The organism is Haloarcula onubensis (assembly GCF_031624605.1).
Taxonomy (GTDB): domain Archaea; phylum Halobacteriota; class Halobacteria; order Halobacteriales; family Haloarculaceae; genus Haloarcula; species Haloarcula onubensis.
In genome coordinates, this window is the sequence record NZ_JAMQOS010000009.1 from 14,780 (window position 1) to 31,627 (window position 16,848).

14 protein-coding genes are annotated in these 16,848 nt (G+C 69.2%); 10 read left to right on the plus strand and 4 right to left on the minus strand.

Annotated elements, in window-relative coordinates:
- Window position 1: 1 nt before the first annotated feature.
- Genes NDI86_RS20860 through NDI86_RS20870 form a run of 3 tightly spaced genes read left to right on the plus strand, consistent with a single transcriptional unit; the run spans window position 2 to window position 2,237 of the window.
- Complete coding sequence (locus NDI86_RS20860; RefSeq protein WP_310902201.1) at window positions 2-1,471, plus strand: flippase; 1,470 nt, start codon at window positions 2-4, stop codon at window positions 1,469-1,471.
- A gap of 53 nt (window positions 1,472-1,524) precedes the next feature.
- On the plus strand, window positions 1,525-1,800 hold the full coding sequence (locus tag NDI86_RS20865; RefSeq protein ID WP_310902202.1) for a hypothetical protein: 276 nt from the start codon (window positions 1,525-1,527) through the stop codon (window positions 1,798-1,800).
- Complete coding sequence (locus tag NDI86_RS20870) at window positions 1,797-2,237, plus strand: type II toxin-antitoxin system VapC family toxin (RefSeq protein ID WP_310902203.1); 441 nt, start codon at window positions 1,797-1,799, stop codon at window positions 2,235-2,237. The genes NDI86_RS20865 and NDI86_RS20870 overlap by 4 nt, the downstream gene beginning before the upstream one ends.
- Window positions 2,238-2,252: 15 nt before the next feature.
- Here NDI86_RS20870 and NDI86_RS20875 read toward each other — a convergent pair whose 3' ends face one another.
- A complete protein-coding gene (locus NDI86_RS20875) occupies window positions 2,253-3,647 on the minus strand; it encodes a PQQ-dependent sugar dehydrogenase (RefSeq protein ID WP_310902204.1) in 1,395 nt (464 codons plus the stop codon).
- Window positions 3,648-3,982: 335 nt separating this feature from the next.
- On the opposite strand from NDI86_RS20875, the gene NDI86_RS20880 reads away from it, so the two are divergent.
- Genes NDI86_RS20880 through NDI86_RS20890 form a run of 3 tightly spaced genes read left to right on the plus strand, consistent with a single transcriptional unit; the run spans window position 3,983 to window position 8,347 of the window.
- Entirely contained in the window at window positions 3,983-5,842 is a 1,860-nt protein-coding gene (locus NDI86_RS20880) for a LamG domain-containing protein (protein WP_310902205.1), read from the plus strand.
- 3 nt (window positions 5,843-5,845) lie between these two features.
- Window positions 5,846-7,174, plus strand: a complete 1,329-nt coding sequence (locus NDI86_RS20885; protein WP_310902206.1) for a hypothetical protein — start codon at window positions 5,846-5,848, stop codon at window positions 7,172-7,174.
- Between the two features lie 57 nt (window positions 7,175-7,231).
- The gene (locus NDI86_RS20890; protein ID WP_310902207.1) at window positions 7,232-8,347 is read left to right on the plus strand and encodes a glucosamine inositolphosphorylceramide transferase family protein; all 1,116 of its coding nucleotides are present in this window, start codon (window positions 7,232-7,234) and stop codon (window positions 8,345-8,347) included.
- 25 nt (window positions 8,348-8,372) lie between these two features.
- On the opposite strand, the gene NDI86_RS20895 is transcribed toward NDI86_RS20890, so the two are convergent.
- On the minus strand, window positions 8,373-9,386 hold the full coding sequence (locus NDI86_RS20895; protein ID WP_310902208.1) for a glycosyltransferase: 1,014 nt from the start codon (window positions 9,384-9,386) through the stop codon (window positions 8,373-8,375).
- A gap of 45 nt (window positions 9,387-9,431) precedes the next feature.
- On the minus strand, window positions 9,432-10,604 hold the full coding sequence (locus NDI86_RS20900) for a hypothetical protein (protein WP_310902209.1): 1,173 nt from the start codon (window positions 10,602-10,604) through the stop codon (window positions 9,432-9,434).
- 163 nt (window positions 10,605-10,767) lie between these two features.
- On the opposite strand from NDI86_RS20900, the gene NDI86_RS20905 reads away from it, so the two are divergent.
- Genes NDI86_RS20905 through NDI86_RS20920 form a run of 4 tightly spaced genes read left to right on the plus strand, consistent with a single transcriptional unit; the run spans window position 10,768 to window position 14,904 of the window.
- Window positions 10,768-12,003, plus strand: coding sequence for a glycosyltransferase family 4 protein (locus NDI86_RS20905; RefSeq protein WP_310902210.1), 1,236 nt, complete (start codon window positions 10,768-10,770; stop codon window positions 12,001-12,003).
- A complete protein-coding gene (locus NDI86_RS20910; protein ID WP_310902211.1) occupies window positions 12,000-12,917 on the plus strand; it encodes a glycosyltransferase family 2 protein in 918 nt (305 codons plus the stop codon). The genes NDI86_RS20905 and NDI86_RS20910 overlap by 4 nt, the downstream gene beginning before the upstream one ends.
- The gene (locus NDI86_RS20915; protein ID WP_310902212.1) at window positions 12,914-14,134 is read left to right on the plus strand and encodes a glycosyltransferase family 4 protein; all 1,221 of its coding nucleotides are present in this window, start codon (window positions 12,914-12,916) and stop codon (window positions 14,132-14,134) included. Before NDI86_RS20910 ends, NDI86_RS20915 begins: the two co-directional genes overlap by 4 nt.
- Complete coding sequence (locus NDI86_RS20920) at window positions 14,128-14,904, plus strand: glycosyltransferase (RefSeq protein WP_310902213.1); 777 nt, start codon at window positions 14,128-14,130, stop codon at window positions 14,902-14,904. The genes NDI86_RS20915 and NDI86_RS20920 overlap by 7 nt, the downstream gene beginning before the upstream one ends.
- On the opposite strand, the gene NDI86_RS20925 is transcribed toward NDI86_RS20920, so the two are convergent.
- Window positions 14,844-16,823: a hypothetical protein gene (locus tag NDI86_RS20925; RefSeq protein ID WP_310902214.1), complete on the minus strand. Its 1,980-nt coding sequence runs from the start codon at window positions 16,821-16,823 to the stop codon at window positions 14,844-14,846. The genes NDI86_RS20920 and NDI86_RS20925 overlap by 61 nt on opposite strands.
- Window positions 16,824-16,848: the final 25 nt, after the last annotated feature.

The window sequence follows — 16,848 nt, forward strand, 5'->3', positions numbered from 1 at the left end:
GATGCGCGGGCGCGGGTCACGCGGGACGCTCTCGCCGCCGCCACTGGGCCGGACGATGAACCTCGCCCGGGCCAGTTCGCTGCTCTTCCTCGTCGAGTTGCTCAACACGGCCATCGGCTTCTTCGGGACGGTCTACTTCGCCCGGGAACTGGGGGCGACGCTGCTCGGCGTCTTCTTCCTCTTCGAGGCGACGCTGTACACGATGGCGACCGTCGTCGACTTCGGGCTGCGCGGGGCCGTCGAGAAGCGCATCAGCGCCGGCGAGGACCCCGGCCAGATGTTCGGCGCCGCGGTCGTGCTCAAACTGGCGCTCATCGTCGTCGTCTCGGCGGTCGTGCTGGCCCTGCGAGAGCCGCTCGCGGCCTACGTCGGCGCCGACTTGGCCCTGGAGCTCGTGGGCGTGGTCATCGCGTTCGAGCTGTCGATGCTCGTCGTCCACGTCCTTCAGGGGGAACTCCGCGTCGCACAGACCGCCGTCCTGCACTTCCTCCGGAGCCTCACCTTCGTCAGCGTCGCGGTCGCCCTGCTCCGGTACGGCTACGGCGTCCGGGCGCTCGTCTGGGCGCTCCTGGTCAGCTACACCGTCTTGCTGGTCGCGGGGAGTCTCCGGCTCTCGACGCCGCTGTCCCGCCCCAAGAAGTACCACCTCCGGTCGCTGTACGACTACGCGAAGTTCAACGGGGTTTGGGGACTGGGCGGGCACGTCTACAACTGGATGGACGTCATCGTCATCGGCTTCTTCCTCTCGCAGGCCGCCGTCGGGGCCTACGAACTCGCCTGGCGGCTGACGACGACGGCCATCATGTTCAGCACGGTCTTTGCCCGCGTCCTCTTCCCGCAACTGTCGGCGTGGCAGGCCGACGGCGCCACCGAGAAGGTCCGGGACCTGCTCTCGGACGCGATGACGACGTCGCTGTTGCTCATCGTCCCGTCGGTGGTCGGGGTCGCGCTCATCGGCCGGGAGATTCTCGGGGTCGTCTTCGGGGCCGAGTACGCAATCGCCGCGGCCGCCTTCCTCGTCCTGATGGTCGAGAAGCTCCCCCAGGCCGTGAACCTCGTCTTCGACAAGGCCATCCAGGCGTTCGACCGGCCCAAGTACGGCGCCATCGCCACCGTCGTCTCGCTGTCGATGAACATCGCCCTGAACCTCCTCCTGGTGCCCCGCTACGAACTGGTCGGTGCGGCCGCCGCTACGCTGCTGTCGGTGACGGCGAACACACTGATTCTGGGCTACTATCTCGGGCGACTCACGACGATACGGTTCCCGGTCCGGGACGTGGGCTGGACCGTCCTCGCCTCGCTCGCCATGGGGGCCGCGCTGGTCGGGCTGACCCGCCTGCTGACGGTGGAGACGCCGGGGACACTCGTCGCCGCCGTTGCCCTCTCGGCGGTCGTCTACGGCGCCGGCGTGCTCGCGGCACCGCCGCTGCGCGTGAAAGTCGTCGAGAACGTGCGAGACATCCGCGGGTGAGGGCGAGAGAGCCTGGCGAAAGTTTAACCCAGTTGAAGATGCAACTCCAGAGTATGGCGACGGCGGTAAAGATGGACGAGGAGACGAAGTCGCTTCTCGAAGAGCTACAGGCCGAAATCAAGCTCAAAACCGGCACGAAGGTCACACAACAGGAGATACTGGCTCGCGTCGTCGAATCGGCCGCCGAGTCACGAACGGCGTTCGTCGACTCGTTCAGAGACGGACGGACGGCACTCGACGAGTCGGAACTCGACGCCTTCAATCGGGGGATGGTGTCGTCCGGCGTCGAGACCGATGAAGACGACATAGACAGCGTTCTCTACGAGTGAGTGTCTTCGTCGATACGGGCGTCTTCTACGCCCACCACGATACCGATGCCAGCCGACACGAGAGCGGTGTCGGGGCCCTCAATCGCGTCGTCGAGTCGGCCGAATACGGTCACGTGATGACCAGCGAGTACGTGTACGACGAAGTCGTGACCCTGACTCACCGTCGAACCGGCGATGTTTCGGCGGGCGTCGAAGTCGGGCGCCGTATCCGCGGCGAGGGATATCCCGATGCCGTCGACCTGTTGTACTCCTCTGCGAGACTGTTCCAGGACGCCGTTAAGACACACGGCCGCTACAGCGACCACGGGCTCAGTTTCACCGACGCGATGACAGTCGCGATGGTCGAGTACCACGACGTAGACGCGGTGTTGAGTTTCGACGACGATTTCGACGGAATCGTCGACCGACTGGCGCCTGCAGCGGTCGCCGGTGAGTGAGCGGCGACCACCGGCTCAACTCGTCAGCCGGTAGACGACGCCCTCCTGTCTCGTGAGCGGGTCCTCCGCCAGCGCCGCCCGCGTCCCGAGGACGTAGCTGTCCCCGTCGGCCTGCCCGAGCGACAGCACCTGGATGTCCAGCCCGCCCTCGACCCGGACCTCGCGGGTCGGCCAGCGCCCCGAGTCCCGTGGCGTCGCCGCGACGAGGCGTCCGGCGGGACTGGTGAAGGAACTCGTGAACACGCCAAAGAGGTAGTCGTCCCGCAGCGGGTCGATATCGCCGGTGTGGACGTGGCCGCCGATGACGGCGAAGCCGACCGCGTCGCCCGCCTCGTCGAAGTGCGGGAACTCCAGTTTGGGGTCGACGAGCGGTTCCCCCCGGGCGGACTCGACGACACACTCCCCCTCGGCGCTGGTCCCCAGTTGCGGGTCGTGGCAGTGAAAGCCCTCCTTGAGCGGCCAGCCGTAGTTCCCGCCCTTCTCGACGACGTTGACCTCCTCCCAGGTGGCCTGGCCCACGTCGCCCAGGATGAGCCGGTCGCCGCTGAAGGCCATCTTCCAGGGGTTGCGAAGCCCCCACGCGTACAGTTCGTCGCGGCCCTGGACGCCCACGAGCGGGTTGTCCCCGGGGATGCCGTATGGCAGGTCGCCGGTGCGGCCGTCCACGTCGATGCGGACGATACAGCCCTTGAGGTTGTCGAGGTCCTGGCCGTTGAACGGGTTCAGACCGTCGCCCAGCGCGCCGTAGAGGTAGCCGTCGGGGCCGAACTCTATGGTCCCGGACTGATGGATGGGGCGGGGCCAGGGCATATCCAGCAGGACGCGTTCGCTCGACGTGTCGACGCCGTCCCGGTCCGCGGTGGCGGTGAACTCGGAGAGTATCTCGCGGTGGTCCAGTTCCGGGTCTTCGGCCGGCGTGCTGTAGCGGACGTACAGCTTCCGGTTCGTCGCGAAGTCGGGGTGGAAGGCCAGCCCCAGCAGTCCGCGTTCGTCGTAGGCAATCCAGTTGGGGAGGTCCTGTCCGAGCGCCACGAGTCGGTCCGAGAGGTCCAGAAACGTCGACTCGACGCCGTCGTCGCCGAGGACGTACACCTGCCCGACCTGGTCGAGGACGAACCGTCGGCCGTCGGCGGCGACGAGCGCGTTCGGCGAGACCAGCCCCGTGGCAACGGGTTCGACGCCGACGGTCGGCCCCTGTTCGAAGTAGTTCGTCGGTCCGCGGTCGCCACCCGGCCCCCCGCTTCCGGACGGTGTCCCCGCTCGCGTGTCCGTTCCCCGGGCCGCGTCCCGACCGCCGGACGAACAGCCCGCGAACGCGCCGGTCAACCCGACCGCACCGAGCGTTCCCAGCAGTCGCCGCCGTGAGACGCGTGACGAACCCCGTGGACGGGGCTCGGGTTTCCGATTCATGCGCTATCGAAGTCGCGTAACTATTTAAGGATTAATCGGTCATCAGCTGGAGAAGTACAGCAGGTATCGAGCGGCAATCCGGAACACACCGCGAGTGGCCGGCGCTCCCGGTCGGCGGGCAGACGGACCGCCGCCACTGCTCCGTCGTCGCTGGCAGCGGAAATTCGACAGCAATCGTACAGCGAGCGGCCCGGTTATCGTCCGTCTCTGGGACCACTCTACGCAAAATCCCGGCACCGCGTCGAAACTTCCCGAATCGAACTGTCTTAATTCATCGATACAATCGACAACTGTAGTAGTAAAGGATATATTTACTGCTAATAGTTGTCCGGTAGATGGCTACGGAACCACCATCAGATGACGACGAAACTGCCGTGACACGGCGGACACTGCTGAAGCTCACAGGGGTCAGTGCGGTCGGTGCGACGTCGCTCGCCGGGTGTCTCGGCACCGACGGGAGCCCGACATACCGGCTCGGCTACGGTGGTGTCGCCTGGTCGGTCGCCGAGGGGGTCTCCCCGGCGCTGCTCGCGGCGTCGCTCTCCTCGCCCAGCGACGGGCTCGTCGGGCACTGGCCGCTCGACGGGACGAGCGGGTCGGTCAGCGACGTCGCCGGCGGCAACGACGGGACGGTCCGCGGGGAGCCACAGCGGGGCGTCGCCGGCGTCTACGGGACGGCCGCCGTCGCCTTCGGACCCAGCCCGGACGACTACGTCGAGGTGCCCGACGCGGGTGCGCTCGGTCCCGACGAACTCACCTTCGGCGGCTGGTTCAGGACCGACAGCGGCGCGAACAGCCAGACCGTCGTCCAGAAGGCCGACGCCCGTTACGGCGACACCGGCTACGCCGTCGAGGTCCAGACCACCAACAGTCTGCGGGCCCACGTCGGCGTCGAGAGCGGCCGGGCGTCGGTCAACCCCTGGGGGGTGGCGACACAGGACGGCCAGTGGCACCACCTCATGTGCACGTGGGACGGCGCCGTCATGGTCATGTACCTGGACGGCGAGGCGGTCGGGCGCGACGGGTCACAGTCGGGGCGGGTCGTCCACTCGGACCGACCGCTGTACATCGGCTACGGCGACAACGGCTACACCAGCTACTACGACATGGACGGGGCCATCGACGACGTTCGGGTCTACGACCGCGCGCTCTCCGCGACGGAGGTCGGCGCCCTGTTCGACGGCGCCGGGCTGACGGAGTCGACGCCGACTGCGACCCCGACACCAACACCGACGCCGACTTCCACCCCGACGGCAACGCCAACACCGACGCCGACACCAACTCCGACGCCGACCCCAACGCCCACACCAACGCCGACCCCGACTGCAACGCCCACGCCGACTCCCACACCCACGCCGACGGAAGACGGGTCGGACACCACCGACCCCAGCACCCGGCCGGTGCCGGTGGCCCGCTGGCGCTTCTCGGAGACGAGCGGGACGACCGTCGCCGACAGCGCCGGGGGGTCGGACGGCTTCGTCCGCGGCTCGCCGACGCTGGACACCGACGGGGTGTCGGGCGGGTCGGGTATCGCGTTCGGAGCGAGCGCGGACGACTACGTCGAGGTGCCCGACGCCGGCGTCCTGACGCCGACGGCGGCGCTCACGTTCGCCGGCTGGTACCGGACGACGAGCGGCGCGAACGAACAGACCGTGGTCCAGAAGGCCGACAGCCGCTACGGCGCGGAGGGATACGCCGTCGACGTCCAGACGCCAGACAGTATCAGAGCGCACGTCGGCGTCGAGAGCGGCCGGGCCGCGGTCAATCCGAGCGCCCCGACCCACGACGGTCAGTGGCACCACGTGGCCTGTACGTGGGACGGCGACGCGCTCGTGCTGTACCTCGACGGCGAGGCGGCCGACCGCGACAGCTCCCAGTCGGGGGCCGTCGTCCCGAGCAGCCGGTCGCTGTACGTCGGCTACGGCGACAACGGCTACACCAGCTACTACGCGATGGACGGCGCCGTCGACGACGTCCGCGTCTACGACGTGGCGCTGACCGCCGACCAGGTCGCGGCGCTGTACGCCGACGGCGACGCGACCGGCACAGACGGCGGCGACAGCGGCGGGTCCACCGGGGACTCGACGCCGACACCAACACCCACACCGACGCCCACGCTGACGCCGGTGCCGAACGACGAGTTCGGCGATGTCGGCTACGGCGACTACGGCTTCGGCGGCGTCGGGGGGAGCTAACCGATGACAGACAACCACCAATACGAGACCCCGGCCGAGGGCAGCCTCAACTGGGACGAACCGCTGAACCGCAACTTCGAACGCATCGACACGGACGTCGAGGTCCGCGACACCGACGCCAGCCGCGGGAACTACGTCGCAAAGACCGGCGCGAAGTTCCTCGCGACGGACACCGGGAACGTCTACATCGGCGACGGCGGCTCGTGGACCCAACTGGGGACCATCGGGGCCGGCGGCGGTTCGACGGTCGAGGGCGACGGTATCACCTCGCTGTTGCTGCAGGGCTTCGTCGTCGCGCTCGGGCGGAACAACTCCGCGCCGCGGTCGGTCGACCCGGCGACGACCAGCACCCCCATCCAGGACGCGCTGGACATCGTGGCGGCCGCGGGCGGCGGCGAGGTCCGCCTGCCGACGGGCGTCGTCGAAGAGACCGGCCCCATCCGGCCCTACGAGGAGACACAGATACTCGGTCTGGGCGTCGAACTCTCGAAGGTCTCCATCACCGACCGGAGCGCCGACGGCATCCTGTTCGACCGCGAGTCGGGCACCAGTCGTGTCAAACTCGACGGCTTCGCGCTGAACGTCCCCGCCGGGAACCAGCCGACCGGCGTCGCCGTCCACCACACGAACCGGGACACGCAGGACCTCCTCGTCGGCCGGCTGCTGTTCTGGGGCTGGAACAACTCGGTGTATCGGGTCGACGAGAACGTCGGCCCGTTCCAGTGTCGCCACGAACAGCTCACCATCTACGAGTGCGACGCCGGCGACCAGGACGGCCTCTTCGAGTTCCGGTCGTACTACGGGCCGGCCAACTGGTTCGGCACTATCGCCGCTTACCCCAGCGCGACCGTCAGCGGGCAGAACACGACGGTGTTCTTCTCCCGCGGTGGCACCCAGACCGTCGATTTCCTGACGATGGGCGGCTCCGCCGGGGTCGCCGTCGAGCAGACCTGGGACGGCCTCGTCCACTTCGGCAACGTCCACTGGGAACCGACGACGAACCCGACGAACCCGCCGGCTATCGTCCGCCTGCTGGGCCACGGCACCGCCGTCATCGGGACGGTGAAACACGTCACCGGCGTCGCCGACTACGTCTACGAACTGGGGTACGACAGCTACAACGGCCGAGGCCCCGACCGGAAGATACTGGGCCCGTACATCGAACTGGGCGCCGAGGCGGACATCACGACCAACTACGTGAACCTGGCACACCCGGTCGACCCCGCGGCGCCGTCGCTCTACCAGGGCTCGCCCGACGACGTCGACGTGACCCACAGCGAGGGTGCGACCGGCGGCTTCCGGGCGCTCGGAACCGCCGGGACCGGGTTCTAACCGCCCTACTACGCGGTCGCAGATGGGATTAAGTAGTCCCGCCACACAGGAAATACAATGGCCGACGACCCGAAGGAAAACGAGTTCCTCGCACACGCTCGCTACCGGCTGGACCCGCTCGCAAGCGGGGTCCGGACCACGCTCGCCGGGACGCCCCTTGTCGAGCGGGTGGCCTGGCACCTCGGCGAGGCGCTGCACATGCGACAGGCCGGACCGACGGTCCGCCCCGAGGCGGCGGACCTGAGCGGCCGGTACGGCGGCCCGACGGTCCCGACGTTTCCGAGCGACGCCGACAGAGCCCCCGCGCGGTTCGTCCCGACGGCAGGTATCAACCCCGTCCTCACGGCCGCTGACGTGACGGACTTCGGACGGACTGACTGCGTCGCCGACCCCTTCCTGTACGTCACAGAAACCGGCGACTGGCACATGTTCTTCGAGGTGTACACGCACAACCGCGAGCCGACGGCCGCCATCGGCCACGCGACGAGCCCGGACGGCTACGACTGGCGCTACGACCGCATCGTCCTCGAAACCGACGAACACCTCTCCTATCCCTACGTCTTCCGGGCCGACGGCGAGCACTACATGGTGCCGGACCGCTGGGCCAAAGAGCGGGGGCCGGCCGGCGTCACCCTCTACCGGGCCGAGTCGTTCCCGCACGACTGGACCGCCGTGGCCGAACTGGTGCAACCGTCGACCCCGCTACACGACTTCAGCCCGTTCCGCTGGGACGGCCGGTGGTGGGCGCTCGTCGGCGACGGCACCGACCTCTACGCCTACTACAGCGACGACCTCGAAGCCGACGATTGGACCGGCCACGACGACAACCCCGTCGTCGCGGACCGGCCCCGCGCCGCCAGACCGGGGGGCCGTCCTCTCGTCTTCGACGACCACGTGCTGGCGTTCTACCAGGACTGCGAGCGCCGCTACGGGGAGTCGGTGCGTGCCTACGAGATTTCCGAGCTCACGCCCACGACCTACGTCGACGAGGAACGGGCCGGGTCGCCGGCCCTGACCCCGCCCGGCGGGCTGGGGTGGAACTCCGGCGCCATGCACACGGTCGACCCGTGGTACGACGGCGAGGGGTGGCACTGCGTGGTCGACGGCAACCTCGGGCTGGGGTACCAACTGCTCGGTGAACACCACTGGGCCATCGGCATCTACCGGGCGTAGCGAGGGCAACCCGGATGGTCTGGGTCTACGGAAGCTCCTGTGGGACCGGCTCGGGCGTCGTCAGCCCCTCAGCGAAGCCGATACCGTAGTAGGTGTACTGGGCCGCGAGCATGACCGGAACCAGCAGTGCGAGCCCGCTGCGCCGGTCCCGATACACCTGCCGCGTCGCGTAGCCACTGACGAGGAGGAAGGAGAGCGCGAGCAGCGGGGCGTTTCGCAGGCGTCCCCGGCGCAGGTCGTCGAGTCCGGCCAGCGAGCCACCAAGCAGCGCGAGCGAGGGCAGCGCCGAGTACCAGCGGATGACTTTCCCGTGGCGTCGCTGGATGCGAGCCATCGCGTAGCCGTACGAGCGGCTCTTCTTGCAGTAGTCGGCGAAGGTCGCCGAGAGGTGATGCGAGACGGCGATAGCGGGGTCGAACAGGAAGCGGTAGCCCGCCTCCGACAGTCGGAAGTGGAACTCGGCGTCCTCGCCGACGTTTATCTCGCCGTCGAAGCGGTGCTCCTCGAAGACCGACGCGTCGTAGCAGACGTTACAGCAGGCCACGGAGCGGACCTCCCGGACCCGGTCGATGGCGTGGGACTGCGGGGACCCCCCGGAGCCAAACACCGTTCCCTGGAGACTGCCGACCAGTTTCGCGAACGGCGGGTCCGACGGGAACGGCCGGTTCGGGCCGCCGACGCCGACGACGTGGTCCTCGGTCCCGGCGATGCGGTCGACGTGCGAGCGGAGCCACGTCGCGGGAACGGCACAGTCCGAATCGGTAAAGGCGACGTAGTCGCCCTCTGCCAGGTCGATGCCGTAGTTGCGACAGGCCCCGATGGTCCCGCCCGCGACGACGTGGAAACCGGCGCCGTATTCGGCGGCGAGGGCCTCGGTGTCGTCGGTGCTACCGCCGTCGACGACGTGGACCGCGTAGCGGTCCGCCGGGTACGTCTGGCCGGCGAGCGACGACAGCGTCTCCCCCACCGTCGCCGCGGAGTTGTACGTGACGACGACGACCGTGACGAACGGGTCCTCGTCGGGTGACTGGTCCGACACGACGTTTCAGAAGTCGGGTCGGGGAATAATCCTATCGGTGAATCGTTAGCCGAGCCCTACCCCGGCTCTGCCGAGGGCACGGAGGCTCCCGGTGCGCCAGGAACCGGCGACGTCGACGTCGCTCGCCCGGCCGAAGTACCACGACGGCCGGTCGGGGTCGAGCCGGTTGCTGACGTGGACGACGTTCTCCCGGACGACGCCGCTTCCCTCCGTCGAGTTCGAGAGCACGGCGTCGCCGGCTCCGGCGGTGAGTTCGTAGACGTAGTCGACCGCGCCCGAGTCCACGATGACGTCGTCGACCCGCGTGACGGCGTCGTCGCCGATGGCGACCAGTGCCGACGGAATCGACCGCTGACCGACGGGCTCGTAGTGGAGTCGCCCGACGTGGAGACGCCCGCCGGTCGTGTCGACGAGTCGGCCGGTGGTCGTCCCGACCGTGACGTGCTGAACAGAGAGCTCGCCGCCGCGCTGGTAAAGCAGCCGGCTGTCGCGGCCGCTCCTGCCCGCCGTCGGGTAGGCGACGATAGTCCCGAACCAGTTGGCCGGGCCGTACCCCGAACGCCACTCTACGAGGCCGTCGCGGTCGCCGGCGTCGCAGTCGTCCATCCGGAGGAAGTCGTGGCGACACTGGAACGGCCCGACGCCCTCGTCGACCCGGTACACCGTGTTGCTCCACTCGCGGCAGTAGAGGCGGCCGACGTAGAGGTCTGCGGGGTCCGTCGCAGCGTCGCGTTCGTTCGGGAGGAAGTGGACGGCGACGCCGGTGCCGGTGTTCGCGCCGGGCCCGCGCAGTTCGAAGCCGTCTAGCTGGACGCGGTGGGTCCGCTCGTCGCGGTCGAAGCGGATACCGTCGGTCCCCCGGCCCGTGATTTCCAGCACCGAGACGTTCATGCCGAAGCCGTAGATGCCGGTGTTCTCGTGGGGGCGAACCGGGCCGCGGTCGGTCACGCGCCCGGGCGGGAGGTAGACGCGGCCGCCGCTGTCGGCGACGGCGTCTAACGCGTCCTGTACCGGCGTGTCGGTGCCGGCCGTCTCGACGGTCGTCCGCTCGAAGTCCCGACCGACGGCGACGACGTGGCCCTCGGCCAGCGACTGCACGGCTGTCGGGGTGGCCTGCGTTTCGGTCGGCATCCCGTCACCTCCGAACAGCGAACAGCCGGCGGTAGAGGCGGCGAGCGCGAGGGCGAGGAACGAACGGCGGCCGAGCGGAGCCGTCACGGCTCCCCTCGTGGTAGACATCTGGTGTAAGACACACGGCTAGGTGTTGGATAGACGGTACAAAAAGCGTTTGCGCACGGCGGCAGTCGGCACGGAAAACGTAATATCCGCGTCCGCAGTATGGTAGGACGAACAGACCGCCGTCCAACGGCGTGGCCCCCTTATGTCCGACGACAAGTCAGCTACACCCGACTCGCCCGCCGCGCCGACCAGCACGCCGTACCGCGTCCTCGGCTGCGCGGCGGAACACCCGAACCACATCTTCCCGGTACGGACGCCGTTCAACCACCGGTCGTTCGACGCGCTCAACGCGACCGGCGTCGACCTCGACGTGGTGTCGCCAACACCGTTCGCACCGCCGGTCGGGCCCTACTCCGAGTATCGCCACGTCCCGGCGAGCGAGCGGTGGGGCTCCTACGAGGTCCACTACCCCCGCTTCCTCTACGCGCTGCCCAAGCGTTACTTCTACCACGTCTCTGGCAGCTCCGCGCGCAAGCGCGTCACCCGATTCGTCGAGCGCGAGTTCGAGACGCCCCACGACGTGGTGCAGGCCTGCGGGTTCTACCTCGACGGCTACGCCTGTCTGGAGTACTGCCGACGCAACGACATCCCGCTGGTCGCCCTCTCTCACGCCGGGGACCTGAAGAACTACGACCGATTCAACGACCGCGTCCAGTCCCACATCCGCGAGACCATCGACTACTGCTCGGCCGTCCTGACGGTGAGCGACGAACTCAGCGACGTGGCCCGGCGGTTCGCGCCGGCGAACAAGGTCGAGACGCTCCCCATCGGGGAGGACCCGGAGAACTACCCGACCGACAGCCGCGACCGGATTCGCCGCGAACTGGGGCTGGACCCCGACACGAAGCTCCTGCTGTTCGTCGGCCGCTTCGAGAAGGAGAAAGGCGTCAAGGAGTTGACCGCCGCCCTCCAGTCGCTCGACCGCGAGGACGTGGCCGTCGCCGCCGTCGGCCACGGTGGCGCCCTGCGCTGGTGGTTCCTGGAGCGACTCGGCGAGTTGTCCCACCCCGCCCACGCCTACTGGGAGCTCGACCCCCTGGCCGTCCGGCGGCTCCACGTCGCCGCGGACCTGCTGGTGTTGCCCAGCCACTTCGAGGCTCGCCCGACCGTCATCTACGAGGCGATGGCCGCCCGCTCGCCCGTGCTGGCGTCGAACGTCGGCGGCATCCCGGAGATGGTCGTCGACGGCGAGACGGGCGTTCTCGTTCCACCACACGACGCCGAGACGCTGTCCGAGACGCTCGACTACCTGCTCGACGACCCCGAGCGGCTCCGTGAGATGGGCGCGGCGGGCCACCAGCGGCTGCTCGACAACGAGTGGACCTGGCGGCGCCACGCCGAGCGCCTGCGCGAGATTCACCGGGAGGTCATGGCGTGACTGCGGTGAGCGTCGTCGTCCCGGCCTACGAACGGGCCGACGTGGTCGGCCGGGCCATCGACAGCGCGCTGGCACAAACGGTCGCGGACATCGAGGTCCTCGTGGTCGACGACGGGAGCGAAGACGACACGGAAGCGGTCGTCGGGGAGTACGCGGACGACCGGGTCCGGTATCTCGCCCACGACACCAACCGCGGCGTCAGCGCCGCCCGGAACACCGGCGTCGCGGCCGCGACGGGCGAGTACGTCGCCTTCCTCGACTCCGACGACGAGTGGCTGCCCCGGAAGCTCGAACGCCAGCTAGCGGTCCTCGACGGCCGGGGCGACGGCTGGGTCGGCGCCTACTGCGACGTGGCGACGGCCGGGCTCTCGCGGCTGGGGCGGCTCGCCGGGGTCGTCTCGGAGACGCTGTTTCGCTCCGGCGCGCCCCGCGAGGGCGGCCGGGAACTCGCCGAGTCGCTGCTCGCCATGCGGGTGTTCATGGGGCCGGGCTCGACGCTGCTGGTCGAGCGACGCGTCCTCGACCGGACCGGCGGCTTCGACGAGGGACTCTCCATCTACGAGGACTGGGACCTCGTCCTGCGGGTGCTCGCCGAGGGGAAACTCGCCTACGTCGACGAGGCGCTGGCGCTGACCCACTTCACCGGTGACGCCCCCGCGGAGGCCTACGTCGCGAACGACCGGCGCTACCTGGAACGCAACGCCGCCCTCGTGGCCGACCTCGAACGACGCGGCGTCCCGGTCCGTCGGGTCCACCGCATGGGGGTCGTGGGCCACTTCCTCGCGGAGGGGCGGTTCGCGGAGGCGCGGGAGTACCTCGACGCGGGGACCGTCGCCCGCCCGAAGAACCTCGCCCGACTGGCGTTCTGGTCGGTGCTTGGCCTACAGGCACGCCTCGGTGGAGGAGCGCGATGAGCGGCCCCGGCTACGGCGACGACGGCGAGCCCTACCGGGTGCTGGGGTGTTGTATCCACCACCAGAGCCACGCGCTGCCGGTCCGCTCGCCCTTTAACCACCGGTCGTTCGACGCGCTGAACCGGACCGCGGCGGAACTGGACCTCGTCGTGCCGACACCGTACGCCCCGCCGGTCGGGCCGTACTCGGAGTACAGCCGGGTGCCACGGACCGAGCGGTGGGGGACCTACGTCGCCCACTACCCGCGATTCGTCTACTGGGTGCCAAAGCGGCGCTTCTACCACCGCTCTGGGGACTCCCTGCAAAAGCGGGTCACCCGCTACGTCGAGGACGCCTTCACGACGCCCCACGACATCGTCCACGTCTCGGACATCTACCTCGACGGCTACGGGATGCTCCGGTACTGCCGTCGCCACGACCGCCCGCTCGTGGTCAACAGCCACGCCGTCGACCTCCACAACTACGACTCCTTTACCGACGGCGCACAGCGGCGCATCCGCGAGACCATCGAGTACGCATCGCGCATCCTCGTCGTCAGCGACGAACTGGCCGGCGTCGCGCGCCGCTTCGCCGACGACGGGAAGGTGGTGACGGTGCCTATCGGCGAGGACCCGAGCAAGTTCCCGACCGACCGGCGCGAGGCGATACGGGACGAACTCGGTATCGAGCCCGACACGAAGGTGTTGCTGTCGGTCGGTGCCTACACCAAGGAGAAAGGGCTGAAAGAACTGGTCGAGGCCGTCGGGGCGCTGGACCGCGACGACGTCATGCTCGTCACGGTCGGTCACGAGGGGGACCTCCGCTGGTGGCTACTGGACCGGCTCGGCGCCTTCCCGCACTCGGCCCAGTCCTTCTGGCGGCTCGACCCGGTGGCGCTGCGGCGCTGGCACGTCGCCGCCGACGCGCTCGTCCACCCGAGCTGGCGCGAGGGGCGGCCGACGGTCATCTACGAGGCGATGGCGGCCGGCACCCCGGTGGTCGCCTCGAACGTGGGCGGTATCCCGGAGATGGTGGTCGACGGTGAGACCGGCGTGCTCGTTCCGCCACACGACCCCGAGCGGCTGACCGGCGTGCTGGACGAGCTACTGGACGACCCCGAGCGCCTGCGGGCGATGGGCGCGGCGGGCCACCAGCGGCTGCTCGACCAGGGGTGGACCTGGCAGCGCCACGCCGAGCGACTCACCGAGATACACCGGACGGTGATGGCAGAATGGTGACCGAGCCGGTGTCGGTCGTGATTCCCTACAGCCCGAAGTACACCCCGGAGTCGATGCTCGAAGAGGCGAAGGCGACCGTCGCCGACCAGACCGTCCCCACCGAACTCGTCGTCGTCGACGACGTCGACACAGGGCCGGCCGACGCCCGCAACGCCGGGCTGGACCGGGCCGACACCCGCTACGTCGCCTTCCTCGACGCCGACGACCTCTGGACGCCCGACAAGCTGGACCGCCAGCTCGAACGCATGGCCGAGACCGGCGCCGGGCTGTGTCTGCAGGGCGAACCGACGGCGCTCGACGACTTCGTCTACGACGTGTTCGTCGGCGACTTCTCGGAGGTCACGTCGGCCATCCTCGTCGATACCGAGCGGGTCAGCGTCCGGTTCGAGACGGGGCTGCAACGGGGCGAGGACCTGCTGTACGTCCTCGAAGCGGCGAGCGAGGCGGGCGTCTGTTGCTGTCCGGACCTCTTTACCCGGCGGCGCCACGAGCGAAGCATGATGGCCTCGGGGATGGCCGTCGACGAGTACCGCGAGCACGCCACGCGCTTTGGCTACCTCGTCAGCCAGCGGGTCCCCGCGGCCCAGCCGTACCTCCCCATCTACTACAACCAGCTCTACACCGACCTCGGCGTGGCCTGCCACGAGGCTGGCGAGTACGACCGCGCCGTCACCTACCTGGGGCGGGCGGTCCGCATCTCGCCACACCCCTACTCGGTGGCGTTCCTGCTCAGGGCCGTGCTGTTCCGGGCGCTACCGGGCTCGCCGTAGAGCCGTCGGAAGCCGTCGTCGCTGCGGTAGATACGAACCGAATCCGTGGTGTACACTTTGGTCTGCATCGCTTCGGCGGCCTCGAAGCGGCGCTGGCCCACCGCGAAGGTGTTCAGGTCACCGGTCCGCAGGCCCCGCCCCAGCGCGACGACGTAGTCTGTCCATCGCTCGCGGGTGACGATATACGTCGCCCCGGTCCGCAAGCCAGTGGGCCGGGCCCGCAACGGCCGTGTGGCGTTGAATCGCGTCGTCTCGAAGGCCCGGTTGGTGACCCGGTCGGTCGCGACGGTGCCGTTGCCCCGCTCCCGGAGGAACGCCGACGCCGTCGTCACCGAGCGGTACTCGGTGTCCGACATCGACACCTGCTCGCGGCGCTCGTCGATGTAGACCCGGCTCATGTCGTCGGCGGCGAGGACGGTAAAGGCCGTCGCGCCGCCCAGCATCGCGAGCACCAGCAGCGACGCGACCGCGTAACGCGACTCGACGGCCAGCGCGCGCCGGAGGCCGACGGCCAGGGGCAACACGGCGAGCAGGGAGACGACGAACGTCAGGCGCTCTATCTGGGGAATCGGTATGGGAAGCGGGAGCAACAGCGCGGCGAGGCCGAGCCCGGTGACCGTGAGCGTAAAGCCCCGCCGGTACGTCGCGTACTCGCCCAGCAGTTCGTAGGCGGCGAGCAGCAAGACGGCCCCGAGGCCGACGGCGTACAGCCCCGTCGGCGTCAGCAGCCACGCGACGGCGCGCGCGAGGGTGTCGACGGGTAGCGTGGCCCCGTAGGTAAACAGCTGTGCCGTCGGCACGGCCACCACGTCGAACAGCAGTCCCAGCGTCAGTTCGACGATGCCGACGAGGATGAGACTCGGGGAGTACGCCCAGTAGGCAAGCAGGAAGAGGCCGCCGACGAAGCCGGGAAAGAGGTACCGATAGCTGAGTGTCCGGCGCAGTGCCCCGTCCCGGAACAGTCGAGAGCGAACGAGGAAGACGGGCACGGCGGCGGCCACGAGTGCGGCGAACAGCAGGTACGTCAGGTGGTGCGTGACGACCATCGTCGCCACCAGGAGCAGGGCGAACGTCGAGTGGTGGCGGTAGGCGCCCTCGGCGCGGGCGTCGACGAGTCGCCGGTTGGTGTACATGGCGACGAGGATGAGCAGGATGGCGAGCGCCTGCGGGTAGAAGTACACCGCGTGGTAGGCGAAAAACTCCAGGACGGTCGCGGCGAGCGCGGTCAGCAGCCCCATCCGGCTGTCGCCGAAGACGGCAGTTCCGAAGAGGTAGGCAAGCGGGACCAGCAGGGTAAACAGCGCGATGCCAGAAAGCACCAGCGCGTCGTAGGCCGCCATCCCGGTGAAGTACGTGACGGTGCCGACCAGGAAGTGAAAGACGGGGTAGAGGTCGTAACCGTGTGGAATCGCGGGCGTGTACCGGGCCGCGACGAGGGTGTCGACGGCGGCGACGTGCGCGAAGGTGTCGGTGCCGCCGTAGTAGAAGCCGGTCGTGAGGTACTTGCCGAGCCGCGGCGCGAGAAAGAGCGCACAGAGCTGTGTCAGGACCGACGGCACGGAGGGGTCGTCTCGGAGCTGGAGGGCGACCAGCACGAATCCCAGCGGGAGGACAATAGCGAACGGGAGCAACCGGGAGCCCAGCGCGGCCGTGACGAGGACGGCGGCCGCCGAGAGGGCCACGACCGCTTTCGCCGCGTTGCCCGGCGGGACGGCCCGGGTGTCCGAGGGCGGGCCCTCGCGCGAGCCGACGAACAGGACCAGTGCGACGAGCGCACCGAGGACGGTGAACCCGGCACGCAGCAGCGTTGGCCGCGCCACCAGTTCGAGAACCCCCACCGTGAGGAGCCCGGCGGCCGCGAGCAGGCAGACGGCGACCGGCAGATAGACGCTCCGGCGGAGCGTGGAGAGAGAGACCATCGATTCGTGCGTCCTCCTTCTGTGG